General features: G+C 58.6%; 17 protein-coding genes. 15 read left to right on the top strand and 2 right to left on the bottom strand.

Annotated features, from left to right (window positions below):
• Positions 1-11 precede the first annotated feature (11 nt).
• From ACCQ08_RS04545 to ACCQ08_RS04495, 11 genes are read left to right on the top strand one after another with little or no spacing between them, the layout of a single operon-like run.
• Complete coding sequence (locus ACCQ08_RS04545; RefSeq protein WP_373449028.1) at positions 12-1,025, top strand: hypothetical protein; 1,014 nt, start codon at positions 12-14, stop codon at positions 1,023-1,025.
• A complete protein-coding gene (locus ACCQ08_RS04540; RefSeq protein ID WP_312530494.1) occupies positions 1,022-1,318 on the top strand; it encodes a hypothetical protein in 297 nt (98 codons plus the stop codon). The genes ACCQ08_RS04545 and ACCQ08_RS04540 overlap by 4 nt, the downstream gene beginning before the upstream one ends.
• Before the next feature lies 1 nt (position 1,319).
• Positions 1,320-2,489: a tail fiber domain-containing protein gene (locus tag ACCQ08_RS04535; RefSeq protein ID WP_373449027.1), complete on the top strand. Its 1,170-nt coding sequence runs from the start codon at positions 1,320-1,322 to the stop codon at positions 2,487-2,489.
• Between the two features lie 5 nt (positions 2,490-2,494).
• The gene (locus ACCQ08_RS04530; RefSeq protein WP_373449026.1) at positions 2,495-3,061 is read left to right on the top strand and encodes a hypothetical protein; all 567 of its coding nucleotides are present in this window, start codon (positions 2,495-2,497) and stop codon (positions 3,059-3,061) included.
• A 21-nt stretch (positions 3,062-3,082) separates the two neighbouring features.
• Complete coding sequence (locus tag ACCQ08_RS04525; protein ID WP_312530502.1) at positions 3,083-3,466, top strand: hypothetical protein; 384 nt, start codon at positions 3,083-3,085, stop codon at positions 3,464-3,466.
• A 54-nt stretch (positions 3,467-3,520) separates the two neighbouring features.
• Entirely contained in the window at positions 3,521-3,889 is a 369-nt protein-coding gene (locus tag ACCQ08_RS04520) for a hypothetical protein (protein ID WP_373449025.1), read from the top strand.
• A complete protein-coding gene (locus tag ACCQ08_RS04515; protein ID WP_373449024.1) occupies positions 3,882-4,517 on the top strand; it encodes a glycoside hydrolase family protein in 636 nt (211 codons plus the stop codon). The genes ACCQ08_RS04520 and ACCQ08_RS04515 overlap by 8 nt, the downstream gene beginning before the upstream one ends.
• The gene (locus tag ACCQ08_RS04510; RefSeq protein WP_373449023.1) at positions 4,514-5,104 is read left to right on the top strand and encodes a hypothetical protein; all 591 of its coding nucleotides are present in this window, start codon (positions 4,514-4,516) and stop codon (positions 5,102-5,104) included. The genes ACCQ08_RS04515 and ACCQ08_RS04510 overlap by 4 nt, the downstream gene beginning before the upstream one ends.
• Positions 5,105-5,107: 3 nt before the next feature.
• Positions 5,108-7,636, top strand: coding sequence for a hypothetical protein (locus ACCQ08_RS04505; RefSeq protein WP_373449022.1), 2,529 nt, complete (start codon positions 5,108-5,110; stop codon positions 7,634-7,636).
• Positions 7,629-9,515 (top strand): DUF1983 domain-containing protein, encoded by a 1,887-nt coding sequence (locus ACCQ08_RS04500; RefSeq protein WP_373449021.1) that lies wholly within the window; start codon positions 7,629-7,631, stop codon positions 9,513-9,515. The genes ACCQ08_RS04505 and ACCQ08_RS04500 overlap by 8 nt, the downstream gene beginning before the upstream one ends.
• Complete coding sequence (locus tag ACCQ08_RS04495) at positions 9,512-9,910, top strand: tail fiber assembly protein (RefSeq protein WP_373449020.1); 399 nt, start codon at positions 9,512-9,514, stop codon at positions 9,908-9,910. The genes ACCQ08_RS04500 and ACCQ08_RS04495 overlap by 4 nt, the downstream gene beginning before the upstream one ends.
• Here the strand turns inward: ACCQ08_RS04495 and ACCQ08_RS04490 are convergent.
• Positions 9,900-10,199 carry a hypothetical protein gene (locus ACCQ08_RS04490; RefSeq protein ID WP_373449019.1) on the bottom strand — a complete coding sequence of 100 codons (300 nt, stop codon included), beginning with the start codon at positions 10,197-10,199 and terminating at the stop codon, positions 9,900-9,902. The genes ACCQ08_RS04495 and ACCQ08_RS04490 overlap by 11 nt on opposite strands.
• A gap of 121 nt (positions 10,200-10,320) precedes the next feature.
• Here ACCQ08_RS04490 and ACCQ08_RS04485 point away from each other — a divergent pair, with 121 nt between their 5' ends.
• The 4 genes from ACCQ08_RS04485 (at position 10,321) to ACCQ08_RS04470 (ending at position 15,082) form a co-directional block, all read left to right on the top strand.
• On the top strand, positions 10,321-10,953 hold the full coding sequence (locus ACCQ08_RS04485; RefSeq protein ID WP_373449018.1) for a hypothetical protein: 633 nt from the start codon (positions 10,321-10,323) through the stop codon (positions 10,951-10,953).
• Between the two features lie 37 nt (positions 10,954-10,990).
• On the top strand, positions 10,991-11,740 hold the full coding sequence (locus ACCQ08_RS04480; RefSeq protein WP_373449017.1) for a hypothetical protein: 750 nt from the start codon (positions 10,991-10,993) through the stop codon (positions 11,738-11,740).
• A gap of 5 nt (positions 11,741-11,745) precedes the next feature.
• Positions 11,746-13,137, top strand: coding sequence for a methyltransferase domain-containing protein (locus ACCQ08_RS04475; RefSeq protein WP_373449016.1), 1,392 nt, complete (start codon positions 11,746-11,748; stop codon positions 13,135-13,137).
• A gap of 61 nt (positions 13,138-13,198) precedes the next feature.
• The gene (locus ACCQ08_RS04470; protein WP_373449015.1) at positions 13,199-15,082 is read left to right on the top strand and encodes a transglycosylase SLT domain-containing protein; all 1,884 of its coding nucleotides are present in this window, start codon (positions 13,199-13,201) and stop codon (positions 15,080-15,082) included.
• 520 nt (positions 15,083-15,602) lie between these two features.
• Here the strand turns inward: ACCQ08_RS04470 and ACCQ08_RS04465 are convergent.
• Positions 15,603-16,073 (bottom strand): hypothetical protein, encoded by a 471-nt coding sequence (locus ACCQ08_RS04465; RefSeq protein WP_373449014.1) that lies wholly within the window; start codon positions 16,071-16,073, stop codon positions 15,603-15,605.
• Between the last annotated feature and the right edge of the window lie 5 nt (positions 16,074-16,078).

The following is a 16,078-nucleotide window of genomic DNA, read 5'->3' as shown; positions in this document are numbered from 1 at the left end:
GGCATCTGCATATGGCCATACTGGCGGAGCTGGGCTTTGCGGAACTTGCAGTTCTGCAGATCGGTCAGGACGCACGCAACTATGTTGACGTGACGGCCTCGGCCGTGCTCGCTCTGCCTTCGGCTGCATTCGGTCAAGCGGTGGCCAATGTAACAGCACTCGCCTCAGCTGGACAGGCCAGCGACAACCGCCCCCAGGCCGTCAATAACACGACGGCGGAAGCAGTCCTATCTGTTCTGCAGGACTGGAGCACTACAGAGGCATTCCTTGCATCTGCCGGCGGCACGCTGCGTATGGCGCCGCTCACAAGCTCCGGAGTGGGCCTTACGGCCACAGCCTCGGCCACTTGGATGCTGGCCAGCAATATCCAGCCTTTGCTGGACGGTGGTTTCGACGGTCTTTGGCAGCTGGTCACCAACTTCTACACCTCTGTGTTCGCCCATGCCGTCGCTTCTGGAAATGCTTTGGCCATCGCCGCTGCACAAAGCAATTCGATCTTGCTGACGAAAGGCGCAGCATTCTTGACTTTGGCTGGAAAGCTCGACGCGGTTTCGGTGAGCCAGACCTTTAGTCAAGGATTTCTGAGGGGTAGCGCGCAGGCAACCGCTCAAAGCCTGGCTCTCTCAACGATGAGTGCAGATCTCATGGCAAGTGGCGAGGCGAAAGCAACTGCAGCGCTGCATGCCAGATTCAACCGGCAGCTTCTGCTGGTTGGAATTGCATTCGGCAACCCATTTTCCTATTCGCCCGGGGAGGTCGTGGCGGCTGCGCAGATGGTTGCGCAGGGCTACTCCAGCGTGATCGCCCATTCCAAGGCATCCGCTCCCTGGCGCGTCTCTGCGAATGCAATCGCTCACACAGCTGCTGTTGGAACTGCCACCGGATTGCTGCGCTTAAACGCCTCGGCAGAGCGAGGCACAAACCGCCTGAATTTCATGCCGCAGGGCTACGCCACCACGGCCCGCCCTTACGAAAACAGAACCTCTAACCGTCCTGCTGAAGCAAGAGAGGCGGTATCGACATGAGCCTAGAGAAATACAACAAGCAGCCTTGGGAGCGCAAGGACTATGACACCACTTTCCAGGATTGGCTCAATGGAGGCGACATCTTGGATGGGGTCACAGCCTCTGTGGTCTGCCTCACAGACCCCGATGACTCTTCATTGCAGGTCGACAAGGTGGAATTCACTGCTGATCGGGTGAAGCTCTGGATCTCCGGAGGCACTGACGGTCAGCGCTACAAGGTGACAGCGCGCGTCACGACAGAGTACGGCCGTCAAGACGAGTACGAGCTGGTTTTCAAGATCAAGGACGAATAGCATGGCGCAGAAATTCATTAACGCCGGCCGCTATGAGCTTCTAAGCTCCGTGACAGCTGCAGACACTACGCTGAACCTGCTTTCGAGCGGTGGCCTTCCTGTTGCTAATGTGGATGCTGGAGCCCTCACTAGCGGCGATTGGTTCCGCATGGTCCTGCAGGACACAGATGGTATCGAGGTGATCACGGTGCGGACCCGCCCCTCTGATTCGGATCAGCTTTCAAACGTGCTGCGCGGCCAGGAGGGCACGCCAGCTCGGGCATGGAACGCTGGAACTGTAATCGGTGTCCGCTGGACAGCAGCGGACGCAGCTGCTGCGTTGGCACCGGAAACAGTTGCTTCAGTACAGGGGCTGCAGGCAGCTCTTGACACGAAAGTCAGCCAGGAAACGGGCAAGGGCCTCTCGACGCAAGACTACACAACTGCTGAAAAGAACAAGCTCGCTGGCGTGGCAACCGGTGCGACAGTCAATTCCACCGATGCAGCTCTGCGAAGCCGCTCCACGCATACCGGTACACAGGAGATTGTTACGGTGGCCGGTTTGCAGGCCGCTTTGGACGCCAAACTGCCTCTGTCTGGCGGGACTATGAACGGTCAGCTGACAGGACAAAAGCGGAGCATGTCGATGTCGGGGGCTGCGGCTGATGGCGGCGATGGCAATGGCAGCTTCGTCGCGCGGTCGTCTTCGACAGGAGGCGACGCGAACCTTGCTGGAATGACCTTCTGGCACGACGCCTATGCCATACGCATGGGGGTGCGCAACGATGGCTATTTCGGCCTTGGAAGCTACTCGCGTGCGGCTTGGTCGTTGTATTCCGACCCCGCTGGAAACTTGGTCGCTGCGGGAAACATCCAGGCCTATTCCGATCCGGACCTCAAAGACAACGTAGTGCCTATCACCAATGCTCTGGAGTTGATCGCAAAGCTTGACGGTGTGCGCTTTGTTTGGAACCGCAAGACCGAACTGATCGGCAAGCCAGGCCAGGCTGATGTTGGTGTGCTCGCCGACCAAGTGGAGGCAGTTTTGCCCGAGGCGGTGGGCCGTTCGATACCTGATGAAGCAAATGACGGTTACCAATGGCGGACAGTTGATTACTCCAAACTCGTTCCACTTCTCATTCAAGGGCTTAAAGAAGTGGTAATGGAATTGCAAGCGCTCAAAAAGGAGTAATCAATATGGTTATGCCATCTTCTGGTCCCATTTCCATGCCGCAGGCACATGCTGAATTTGGCCTTGGTTATAGCCTTAGTGCATATTATGGCTGTGATTCTGGTGTGCCTACTTCTGGGGCGATTACCCTGGGTCACTTGTACGGCAAAGGTTATAAGCCTTATAGGTACTGGGAGTTAATGTTTGATAGCCTGTTGCCAGGTAATCATGTAACGCCTCAATTATATGAGCTTGAGCTGCATGAAGCATTCGGCGGGGCTGATATAACAACGCCGGCGACCCCGGTTTCGGCATCCTACGGCACATGGTATGGCAGCACTGCCAGCATCGTGGACAACAATACTGTTTCTTCCTGGTATCAGGGGCAGTACGCTGGGGATAACCGACTCGGTGGAACTATAACCATCGATTTAGCCACGCCTCGAATTGTTAAAGAGTTTGCCTTGTTTTATGGGCAAGGTTGCCCTGGTAATTTCAGAGTGACGGTGTATAACGATTTCGCAAGTAGACGCACTACTTCTTTTAGTACCGGCGTGTGGAGCGGTTGGCAAACATTCAGAATGAAACCGTAAATAAAAGCGATGGAGCCAGATATGAACCAAGACGAATTGAAACCCTATAAGCCTGCGATTAACCCTGGTGCAGCGCGCATCCGAGTGCGCACCGCGATGCTCGATAACACCTATGGCAAGGACCCTTCCATTCTCTGGCAGCGGGAAGAGCAAATCATGGGTGAGGACGGGGTGTATCGCTACGTGCCTATGCCGCCTATTTACACGGCGGTGACGCCGGAAATGCTCGCTTCGACAATCGACCTCATAGATCTGGACACTGGAGAGCCCCTCGGTCAAAAGCTGGCGTCGGTGATCCTGGTGGCCGGTCTTGGCTCGCTGTTCATCCGGGAGGACATCGAGAAGGCAAAGCAGACGCTCACTGACCCGGCTCAGCGGCCAGCCGTCGCTGTGGCAGCGCCATGAATATTCCAAGTCTGGTTTTGGCAGATCAGCCAGATCAGCAACAGAAGGACATTGATGTCTGAAATTTTCAAAGAAGCGGCTGAGTCCACTATCAGCACCTGGGGCCAGTGGATCGGCAAATCGATGACCTACGGGTCGGCAGGTGCCATGACATTTTTTGGTGCCCTCAGCTCGGACCTGGTATTCGGTGCCTTGGGGGTTGGCGTGGCATTGGCCGGCTACCTGCTCAACCGGTTCTACAAGCGAAAAGAGGACGCACGCGCAAGTGTGCGCGCGCGCCGGGACCAGATCAGCTGGGAAATGTCCATGATCGACCGCTACGGCGAGGAGACCATGGTCATCCGCTACGGCTCCAACTGGCGCAAGCTGGGCAACATGATCCGGACGGGCACCACCGACTTTGGAGCGCTGGCCGATGAGTGATTCCAAAGTGCCCAAGCTGCTGCAGAGCAGCCTCATGGCCCTGATGCTGCTGCTGGGCGCCGGCGGTGCCTACCTCGGTAACGAGGCGGCAATCAGGGAAGCCAACAGCAACGAGTATGTCCAGGCCGTGGCGGCCGACGAGACGACATCCATGGCCGTCAAGATCGCCATGGTCATGGGCAACTACTACGAGTCCAGCAACCGGCACATTGGCCGTCCTTACGTGGACAAGGCCGGCCGTGGCGAGCCGCTGACGGTGTGCAACGGCGTCACGGGGGCCGGTGTCGTGCCGGGCAAGTTCTACTCGCCCCAGGATTGCTACCAACTCGAGCGCGCGCGCTACATCATGACCGAGGCCGCAGTGGCGCCGCTGTTGCGCTACTGGGGCAGCTACGACCCCTTTGTGCAGGCCACCTTTATAGATTTCGGCTGGAACAAGCCTCTGTCTTCGTTCAGGACCAGCACCATGCGGGCCAAGGCCAATGCAGGGGACCTGCCGGGGTCTTGCGCAGAGAACCCCCGTTGGAACAAGGGCACCGTCAAGGGGGTGCTTACCGTTTTGCCTGGCCTGCAGACGCGTGGTGACTCCAACGCTGAGCTGTGCGCGATGTGGAGGGTGCCATCGTGATCGTTGACCAGGTGACGGCACCCATTCGCCTCTGGAGCTACGCGGCCGTGCTGCTGGCCGGCCTGGCCGCAGGTTCAGCAGCAGGCTGGCAGGTGCAGGCCTGGCGGCTGGGCAGCACCATCGCAACCCTCAAGCAGGACCGCAGCGACCAGGCAGCGGCCGACCAGCGCGCCACGCGCGAAAAAGAGCAGACAGACCGCAGGAAGGAGCAGCAGCATGCCACAGCCTCAAACACCAATGAAGCTCAGTTCATCGACGACCTCAAAAAGCTGGCTGGGTCAGAAGCTCGGCGAGCTGATGACGCTGATCGGCGTGCTGATGAGTATCGGCGGCTGCGCGACGGCGCCGCCAGCCGGGAGGCCACTACCAGGGCCTGGGCCAAGGCCGAGTCCACTGCCCGTGACGATCTCGCAAATCGACTCGTCACCCTCGAAGGCCAGCTTGAACGAGGCATCGGCGTGGTCGACAGAGGGCTCGTCGTGGTCGGCAGACTCCAAGGCGATCTTGAAAGGCGCGACGCTGAAGTCGCGGCCCAGCAGCGACAAATCCGCATCGAGCGGGAATTGAATGGATCTGAGAAGGATTGATCGATGGCAGTTCTAAAGGTTGGCAGCTTCCCGGGCCTGGTGCCCCGGGCAACCGCGCGCGGCATGGGCGGCGCCGGCGCACAGATCAGCCACAACCTGCTGCAGACCTCTGCGGACTTTCGGCCACTGATGGGTGATTCCCAGGTGGCCAGCTGCCCGGTGGGAGTGAAAAGCCTGTACCGCATGATGCGGGACGCCAATGGCGTGATCCAGCAAGGCGACAGCACGGGCTGGATTACCTCCCCTGAAGCCCGGCGCTACGTCCGCGGCCAGATCAACGATGACGCCACCGAGCGCACGGTGGTTTTCTCGCGTGACGGCAAGCAGGCGCCTCAGATGACCACGGTGGCCGGCGACTTCCGGCTGCTGGGCGTGCCCGCGCCCGCCAAGCCAGCGGTGAAGCTCAACGAAACCAGCCAGTTCACTGCGGAGGATGCTCGCACCTGGCTGTCCGGCACCATGGTGCCTGCGGTGCTGAAGGCGATCCAGACGGCCACCAAACCTGTCAACCAGGTAACCGGGCGGATCACGGCAGGTAAGCCCCGGGCCGGTGCCTATGAAATGTTCGGCCTCACGCAGTCCACCACTGAACAGTGGTTTGGCGAGCTGGCTCTCACGCTGGCCGACGCCAAGGACAAGGGCCTGAATGTCACGGGAACCAGTGGGTTTCAGTCCGGGGGGAACTGGGTTATCCGTCTGATGTGCCTGCCGTTTTGGGGTGAGTTGGACACCACGGTGTTGGCGGCCGAGCTGCGCAAGCTCGAAAGTCCCAAGGATGGGAGCCAGATCTTCAGCGATGCCCAGATCACATCCATCGTCAATGAGTTCGGCAAGTTCCTGGATCCCGCTGATGCCAGCATCAAGAGCTACCGCGACCAGATGGACGTGGTGGTGCGCAAGTTCAAGAAGGCCATCGATGAGGCGGTGCGCGCCTCTACCGCTGCAGCGCGGCCGACAGAGCCGACCAAGCCCACGGTGCCTGAGTTCGTACCCGACTATTCGGGCGAGACCATGTCTATGACTCGGGCGCCCGAGTGGATTGCCTACGATGCCGCCATGGCGCAGTACCGCAAAGATCTGCGGGCCTGGGAGGACCAGAAAACCGGCAGCGCCACCCAAAATACCGATTCGGTGGCCGTGATTCAGGAATGCCAGAAAGAGGCGACCCGCCTGACCAGTTCCGTGATTGAGGCCGAGTACCTCAAGCGGATGAACAACCTGCAAACCTACATTCAGGAGTGGGCCTCCGGAAAGTCGCTGTCGAAGAAGGATGATCCTAACGGGCTGCTCGACGTGGATCCGGACCGCATCATCGAGGACCGCTTTTACCTGGTGACCTTCAAGACCGATCGTGGTGAAGAATCCGCCCCGAGCGAGGTTACCGATGTGCTGCAGGTCGACCAAAACGACACAGTCGATGTGCAGCGGCCGCCCGTGCCCGCCGGGCGCAACATCTTGACCTGGTGCGTGTACCGGTTGGCCACCGGCAATGTGGCGGCCTCATGGCGCCTTGTCGATGAGGTGGTAATCACGCAAGGCCTGTTCGTTGACAAGGTGCCCAGCTCCATGCTGGGCCAGCAGTGCCCATCCATGACCTGGGCAGAGCCGCCACTGCGCCGCGATCCCAACAGCGCCGCGACCATCAAGCCGCCGAAGGGAGAGGATCCATACCTGCGCGATGGTGTGGCCATGCCAAACGGCATTGTGGCGGCATACCTGGACAACTTCGTGGCGTTCTGCGTGCCATACCGGCCGTTTGCCTGGCCCGTGGAATTCCAGATCACCACCGACACTCCTATCGTTGGGCTGGGCGTCTTCGGGCAATCCCTGTTCGTGGGCACCCGGGCTCACCCCTACATCATCAGCGGCTCCAGCTCCGGCTCGATGACTTCGGTAAAGCTCTCCCAGGAGCAGGCCTGCGTCAGCGCCGACTCGATTGTGTCGGCCGACGGCGGCGGCGTTCTCTATGCCTCTCCGGATGGTTTGTGTCTGGCCAACGCTTCCGGCGTGCAGGTCATCAGCGAAACGCTGTGGGCCCGCGAGGACTGGCAAAGCCTCAATCCATCCAGCATTGTGGCCGTCTGCCAGGATGGCGTGTACTACTTCTGGTGCGACGGCGGCACCTTCGCGCTCGACTTCAAGGCCATGCGCCTTGGCACGGTCGACCTGCCGCGCGGGCCCGTGCACAAGGACTACATCACCGATGCTGTCTACGTGGCACAGGCCGGTGCGGTCATGAAGCTGTTTTCGCAAGGGCGCCGCACGGGGCGCTACAAGACGGGCATCATGCTGCTGGCCGCGCAGGCGCCGATGGCCTGGGTTCAGGCGGAGGGCGAGCAAAGCCCCGCAGCGCCTGCCACTATTCGCTGGCTGGGAGAAGGCCAGCTGCGCCACACCAAGCAGCTGAGCAGCGTGGAGCCCAAGCGCATGCCGCCGGGCCGCTGGCGTGAGCACGTCCTGGAAATCGAAGGGGAGTCGCGTGTGGTGAGCGTGGTGATGGCCGGCACGACCGAGGAGCTGCGCAATGTCTGATGAGTTCCTGCTCACACCTGATACCGGAGCGGTCAAGCTGCCGGCCCTGGTGTTCGCGCCCACGGGCAACGCGGCCACCGACGAGGCGCTGGCCTTGTTCAAGGAGCACCTGGAAGTGCGCAACGGCGCCCGGGGCAATCCCTGGGACCGTGCAGTCACGGTGCGCGACATCCAAGGCATGCAAGAGGCCTTTGCCGCCCTGCAGCAGCCCAAGGAGGCCAAGGACAATGAGGTGGTGCTCGACCTGGGCAAGGCCGGCTCGATCCCGCTGGCGGTCGACAAGTTCATTGAGGAAATCAAGAAGACCAAGCTCTTCAAGGACCTGCTCAAGAGCCTGGACGATCCAACCCGCTTCGATGACTTGCCGGCCGAGATCCGCGACATCGTGAGCAAGAGCGTGGCCGAGGCAGCGCTTGAGCAGGGCACCAAGATCACCCAGGTTAAGAAGCTGATCGAGGACCGTTATCGCAAGCTGGCCTACCAGGTTGACGAGATGTTTGCGGCCCTGGACGGCAATGCCGCTGGCATCCGCGAAACCAAATGGGTGATCGCGGAGACGAATTTCGCCCAGGCCGGCTACATCAAGCAGCTGCAGGCATCGCTCGGGAACTACTACCAGGATGGCTCGCCTGGCCGTGCCAGCCTGGAAGAGCAGATGACCGTGACGGCCGACCGCGTGGCGGGCCTGCGCTCGCAGTACACGCTCAAGGTGCAAGCGGGCGGCGCGCTGGCCGGCTTTGGCCTGTCCGCTTCCGAGGCAAATGGTGTGCCGCAAAGCGCATTCATCATTTCGGCCGACAAGTTCGCCATCGTGGCGCCGACCTACAACGGCGGCATGACAAACACGCCGGCGCTCAGCATGGTGCCATTCAGTGTGGATGCCAATGGCATCTACATGAACACCAGCGTGTACATCAAAGGCAGCATGCGGGTGGACACCGGTGGCAAGACGCTGATTCAAGGGCTGCGGGGTTCGGTGAATATCGGCGTGTCCGGCGGCACCTGGAGCGACACCACAGCGCGCAATGCGGTCTGGCAGCAGCTGGGCAACGGCGGCAGCGCGGCAAACAACAACCACCTGGTCATCGGCGATCAGGTGATGATCTCCAACGGCTCCAGCTACTCCGAAGCCAGGATGTGGAACGGCTCTTCCTGGGCAAACCCGGGCGTCATCATCAATGGCGATATGGTGGTCAACGGATCGCTGGCCGCCGAGAAGATCGATACCCGGAATCTGACCATCCGTGACGCTTCCGGGAATGTGATTCTGGGCGCGGGTGCAAAGATGGATGTCGCCTGGTTGTCCAACCTGGGAGGGCTCGGGAAGAAAAACAACATCCAGGTGAACTGGGTGGACAGCGATGTCCGGCTACCTGACGGCAGCCAGATGAAGGCGACAGATTTTGTCAACAAGCTGTCCAAGATCGGCAGCGGCAATATAGGCGTCTTCATGGAGAACGCTGCCATTGGGAACGCCTACATTGGCAATGCCGCTGTGAGCACGCTGACCATCCAGGGCAACGCCGTTACGGTCCCTGTGTTTGCCTCGAACCCTTCTGGCAAGTCCGGCACGGGCTTTTCCAACTGGATAGACGTGGTGTCGCTGAACGTTGTCATGGACCAGGCCGGGTGGGTCTATGTGCATGCCACTGCCGTCATCACCTATGGCTCAGGGTTCAGGAAGGTGGGCACCAACCTGCTGGTGAATGGCGCATCCGTTGCGGGCTATGAAGTGGACACGGGCTATATCTCCGTCTCGCATGCCTATGCGTTCTATGCCAGCGCGGGATCCAACAACATCGTGACGCTGCGTTTCAAGGGGGACACCCCCAGCTCGATTAACGATGCCATGCTTTTTGCGATAGGCTCCAAACGATGAGCAGCACAGTCAACTACGCCCACGACGGGACCTATCTTCTGGGATTCGGAAGTGCGGGCGGCGCGGTCTATCCCGAGGGAAGCATTGTGGAGGCGGGATACCCGCCAGGCTGGCCCATCCCGCAGTGCCCGTCGGCGCGGCACCGCTGGAACATTCACACCGCTCAATGGGATGAGACGCCTCTTACCGATGAAGAGGCCTGGGCCCAGGTGCGCGCCAAACGCGACGAGCTGCTCGCGGCCTCAGACCGGGAGGTCATGAAAGCCTACGAGGCCGGTGTGCCGCTGGCCAAGAAATGGCGTGACTACCGGCAGGCTCTGCGCGACATTCCTGCTTATCCAGAACCTTCAGGTGTGGTTTGGCCAGAGCCACCGGAGAGTGGTGTCAGCTCTTAGGCGCGGCCGAACTGATGCAGCGGAATTGAACCTCTGCCGATGAATACTCCATTCCTGCGTCCTTGTGCGTGCTGTTCACAGGGATCATGGTTTGTTCCTTGGACGCGCAAAATTGCTGCGCCTGTTGGAAGAACTTTGCTTTCAGAGCGCTGCCCGAATGATCGAAGGTTCCACCCAATCCACCGATCATGTACAGGTCAGGGCCAATATTGACTGGGCCATCCGTGCCTGTTTTCGTGGCGCACCCCGCCGTAAGTGCTACAAAAAGTATAGCAATCAGACCGCGCATAAGTTTTTGAAGTTTAAGTTGTTTCGGGTTGATTCAACTTTACATCAACCGGCCATACCCACTCGCGTCTTGACATCCTTAAAAGTCCAAATAGGTATTTAGGCTTTCATAGGAGGTCTCCTTGGACGGACTATCGATGGAGCTTGCCAAGCGCGTGGGCCAAGTCCTGACCTTGGACGATGCCAAAGCAATCGCTCGCGCCGTTACGGGCGGGCATTCGCTCGCCCTGGAAAGCATCGCACCGGGATGGCACGCTGATGCGTTCACCCTCCAACCCATATGGCTTGATTCGGAATTTTCTGCCTTGGAGGCGCATCGCCTCAAAGGTCTCTGTGAGGTTCACCCAGGCGAACCGGTGGACGTTTGCTGGGAGAGGATCCGGGAGCTTGAGAGGCTGGGGCGATATGTCATCTTCGTTGCACGCTGGGCGGATGGGCGCTTGGCTGCGAGCCTTTGGTTGTATTTCACTCGCAGCCTGAACAACGGCACCCTTACGGTGACTGATGACATGTTGTACCTGGAGCCGGAGGTTCGGAATTCGCTGCTCGCAGTCGGCCTTTGTCGCTATGCAGAGGCTGTGATGTTCGGCCTTGGGGCCCGTGCATGCACCTTGCAGTCATACAACGTGAACAAGGCTGGTCGGCTGGCCAAGTTCCTGGGCTATCAAAAGGTCGCCGATTTGTACCGCAAGGCGAACTATTCAGGCGAAGCCTCCCTTACTCCAACCAGATACCAAGGATCCACCAATGGCTAGTACACCAGACACCTCAGGACAGCAGCAGGCTGCACTGATGAGCGCCCAACTCTCGAAAGAGCAGCTCGAATGGGCCAAGGAAATTTACAAGGAAACTGCGCCCGACCGGCAGGCCGCGCAAGAGCGGGCCAATCAAATTTCCGACCTGCAAATGAACCAGATGCAGCAAGCATCGGACATGAGCAAGGAGCAGTACGAGCGATATAAAACACGCTTCCAGCCTACCGAAGACCGAATTGTTGAAGAGGCAAACAACTACGACACGGTCGACCGGCAAAACTCCGAAGCGGCTAAAGCCGTCACGGATGTCCAAGCCCAATACACGGCTGCACAAGCCGCCCAGGATTCCGACCTTAAGAGCATGGGCGTCAATCCAAATGACGGCCGCTTTGCAGCCATGAAGCAGCAGGGCAGCACTGCTGCAGCGCTGGCTCAAGCCCAAGCAGCGAACACTGCCCGCCAAAACGTCCAGCAGCAGGGGTGGGCCCGCCGAATGGATGCTGCCGGATTGGGGCGGGGCGTCGTTTCTAACCAAGCAACTCAGGCAGGCATCGCTGCTCAGGCTGGTTCCGGTGCTCTCAATGCCAGTAACTCTGGGCTTGCAGCAGGCCAGAGCGGAGTTGGAATCATGCAGAACGGTTACTCGGGTGCCATGCAGGGCCAGTCTGTAGCCGGAAATATTTACGGCAACATCGCCCAGCAGGATGCCGCAACCAGTTCTGCAAACATGGGCGGAATTGCTGCGGGCATTGGTGCCGCAGGGACCGTGACCGCCGTGGTGATTTAAAAACCATGAACTTCCAAACTATCTCGGATGCGACATCTTCGGTTGTCAATATGGGGATTAAGCAGTTCCAGGCCTTCTTAACGGGGACTGATGAGGAGCATGCTGCTCACCTGCTGCAGTTGATGCAGCCGCCTGCCGGAGCGGTGGTAATTGATGCTGGCTGCGGTATTGGGGAGACGGCAGGCCAGATGCAGCGGCAACGTCCGGACCTGAAATTTGTGTTGGTGAACTTGTCAGCTGCGCAGCTGGCAATGTGCCCAAGCCACATGGAGCAGCACCTTGCAGACTACTGTGCCATGCCGGTGCTTGACGCTTGTGCGGACATGGTGATGTTCAACTATGCCGCATGCCATTGCGACGACTGGACTGCGATGCTGCAGGAGTGCCGGCGCGTGCTGAAGCCGGGCGGAAAGGTGTTCCTGCACGAGCCAGCAGACTATGGCGCAGACCAGGAGCTATGGCGCAGCCTTGGCTCCAACATCAAGACGCCAGACGAAATGGCACGACTGGCAAGACTGGCTGGGTTCGCCGTAGAAAGCGCATACCTGCTGGAGTCCAAGGTTTCGCAATTTCATGCATTGGTGCCCGCAGATCAGGCGGATGCCATCGTGGCGGGCGTTGAATCGTGTGTGCTGAGCTTGCGCATGCTGACGGATCCTGTGGCTCAAGCCTTTAACCGCCATGAGCGTGTAGGCCTGCAGTTTTCCGGCGGCCGAGATTCAACCGCTACGATGTACCTCTTGCGCGAATACTGGCCACTGCTGACCGTTTACCACGTTGACGTAGGCGATCAATTCCCAGAAACGCGTGCCATCGTGCAGAAGGTGCGTGCGGAGGTACTCGCCGCCGGTGGGCGCTTCGAGGTCATCGTTGCTGACGTGCACGAAAGCCGCCGTGTGCACGGGTGGCCCAGCGATCTTCTGCCGGCGGACAACACGCCGCTCGGGCGCCGTGTCTCCGGCGAGCAGATGCAGCTGGTTGGCCGGTACGAATGCTGTGCCCGCAACATCATGCTTCCCATGCACCAGCGCGTGCTTGCTGACGGCTGCACGCTGCTTATCCGTGGCCAGCGCGATTCTGACTATGCGGCTCCGCCGGCGAGATCCGGTGACTTTGCCGAAGGACTCGAGTTTTTGTATCCGGTGCAGAGCTGGACCGGTGACCAGGTCGAGCAATACCTGCGCGAGAACGGTCTGCCTATAGCCGACTACTACCCGGAAGGCATCAAGCGGGCATCGGACTGCATGACTTGCACTGCCTGGTGGGATGACGGCCGCGCGCAGTACCTGCGGCGGTTCTATCCCGAGCAGCACAAGATTTTTATCGACCGCGCCGTGTTGGTGCGCAACGCCATTGCCAAGCAGATGCAGTGGCTCAATCACGAATTGGAGGCTTGATATGGCAGCAGGAGGCTGGGGATATGCATTGGCAGCAGCCGTGAACGGTGGGCTCCGGGGTATGCAGCTGACCAAGGACTGGGTGCGGCAAGAGGAAGATGACGCGTTCCGTAAGGAAGAACGCGCACAAAAGCGCCAGGACTGGAACGACCTGGCGAATGAGCGACAAGCGCTGAAGGAGGCGGCACAGCCCGTGGCCGTCCAGCAATATACAGCTGGCCAGCAGGCTGTTGATGCCGCCGGCGGCGCTGATGCGGGACCGCCGCAGATCGACGTGGCGCAACTGCCAGCGAACCCTGCAGAGACTGTAGGGTGGAAGGCTGGTAAGCAGTCATTCACCGATCAGGCCGAAGCGCAAAAGGCGGCTGCTTCCATGAATACGCCTGTTGCCATGATGGAGCGTACCCGAGATGCCTACCTGAAGGTAGGTAAGCCGGAAAAAGCCATGGCGATCAGCTCGCAGCTGATGCAACAGCAGGAAGCCGATCAACGGCAGTCCGATCGACAGTGGCGCAATGACCTGGGCCGTGCCATGCAAACGGGACACGAAGGCCTGGCCAAGCTGGTCAGCGCATCGAGTATTGGCCCGATGTCCGGAATGACCGTGAAGCCCATGGACAACGGCGATGGCACCGTGTCCTATATGGCGGTGGGCAAGGACGGCACAACCAGTGCCATTCCAGGCATTCCCCCATTCAGGAATGACCAGGACGGCGTGACACAGGCAGCCTTCATGCTGGATCGCACCATCACTCCTGAGCACCGGTATTCGGCGATGATGCAGGACCGCCAGCATAAGCAGGCACAGAGCAATGCAGACCGCATGTATAACCTGCAGGTGAGCCAGGACCTTAGGGCGGGCAGGGCCGAAGAGCGTGCAGAGCGTGCACAAGGCCGTCAAGATCGGCTGGCCGACATGCAGCTGGAGGAGGCGAGCATTCGTGTGGAAGGCCTCAAGAGCGATGCCAAGATCCCATCGGCGGTCAAGCTGCAGGTACAGACGGCGCAGGAGGAGCTCAAGACACTGAATAGCGCAATCGTCAAGGCGCAGGCCGAGGGCACTTTCCAGCCTGATTCCGCGCAGGGCAAGGAACTGCTGGATCGTCGAAAGGCGCTCAGCAATGAGATCCGCACAGCCTTGTTCCCATATTCCACCAAAGACAAGGTGGGTGGCGATCCTGCCGGATGGCGCTCGGGCGGCACCGAGAAGGGCAGTGCGCCCAACAGCTACAAGGATGCGGCATGGGATAGCCACGAAGCGGAAGCCGCGAAGGCAGCTGGCATTCCAGCCGAGGTGCTGCGCTCGGTGCGCGTGAACGGTGAGCGCAGCAATGGCGATCAGGTGAGCCCCAAGGGCGCCAAGGGTGTCTATCAGTTCATCCCTGCAACCCGTGATGCTGTGCTGAAGAAATACGGCTACGACGCATACAGCAGCGATCCGAAAGAGCAGACCATGGCCGCTGCGATGCTGCTCAAGGAAATCAACGGCCGCAACGGGGGCGACTGGGGCAAGACCTTTGCAGGGTACAACGGCGGCATCTCGGGCGAGAAAGGGACCAATCCCACCACTGAGAACCGCGAGTACGTGCAGCGCACCATGACCGGCCTGGGCGCTATTGCTGCGAACAGGATGGTGCCCATGTACGGCAACACCCTGGAAGCGCCGGCAGGCACGGCGGTGCGCGCGGCGCAGCAGGCCGGCGCGGCACCAGCGCAAGTCGCAAGCGCCCAGGCTTCGGACCCCAACAACTTCTACAACGCTTCGCGCACCAAGCAGCGCAATGAAGAGCGCAAAGCAAGGGAGGAAGCCGAAGAGAAGGAGAAAGCCGCTCAAAAGGCCGTTGCCGAAGCGCAGGAGGCCCAGAAGAAGGCCGAGCAGGAGGCGCGCCGGCAGGCGGAGCAACAGCGCGTGGCCAACAATGCAGCCTCAATGTGGCAGAGGTAACCGCACTTTGACGATGCCTATCGACCTAGAAGAGCAAAATTTAACCGGACCTCGGAGGCCATTTCTTAATCCTGAGGATCTATCCAATCGCCGGAGGTGATAGGACTTGTTAGTTGCTCAATCTTGGCATCAATAAGTGTCAGTCGGGCCCGACGCGCAACGTCCTCAACAGTACTGCGAATTAGAAGTTCTGCCCCTTCAGACTTCAATTCGTTTAGATAGGAATCCGGCTGCTGTTCAGATTTAACTGAATTAGTCATTTCAGTCTCCACTCTACAAAGGATAGTACATGGTAGCAATAATTGTTCTTTCGGTCAATTTAATGTTTTAAACTATAAGAAAAGAAAAAGCAACAGTTTTTCTTATTTAGGTATAAACTTATAGTTTGTTCAATGAGGCTACATGTATGTAGAACAATCTATCTGTGATATAGAGTGAATATATTGAATAAGTTGAAATAAATATTAAAATCTATTTAAAACCCCTGGTTTCTAAAAATTCTAATGTATCCCGCGAGAACTTAAAACCAATTGATATCCAAGGTAATTAAATATGGAAGTTTTTTGCCATCTAGGCCGGTGCCGCCTTCTCCGATATGAGCGTTGCAGGACGTAGTAGAGAATAAAAGTTTTGCGTGCTGTAGAATAGAATAAAAACTTAAGGTATGTCTATTTGTCAAATGCCCAACAAGTAATCCATCAATATAAACACTAATATTTGGTCTTTTATCATCTTTAAGTTCAGGAATTAAAAAGGCAGCACAATTTCGATTGGCGTAATCCCCAAAAGTATTCCCTGCAACCTTTGTGATATTGGCAGTATAGGTGCCATCGTCAGTTATTTTGATTTTCTCGCCGGTAGGCCAGTGCTTTTTTGATTGGAGGTTTAAAAGAGGTTTGACTACTGTATTTTTAGTAAGCGATGTTCTTCTCTTTAATAATCTATACGTGGCATATGCGATACCGCCATAAAGACTTAGCAAAATTCTCATTCAAA

The organism is Comamonas sp. SY3 (genome assembly GCF_041730275.1).
GTDB lineage: Bacteria > Pseudomonadota > Gammaproteobacteria > Burkholderiales > Burkholderiaceae_C > Comamonas > Comamonas sediminis.
The sequence above is the reverse complement of the archived record's forward strand: the minus strand, read 5'-3'. Positions and strand labels throughout refer to the sequence as shown.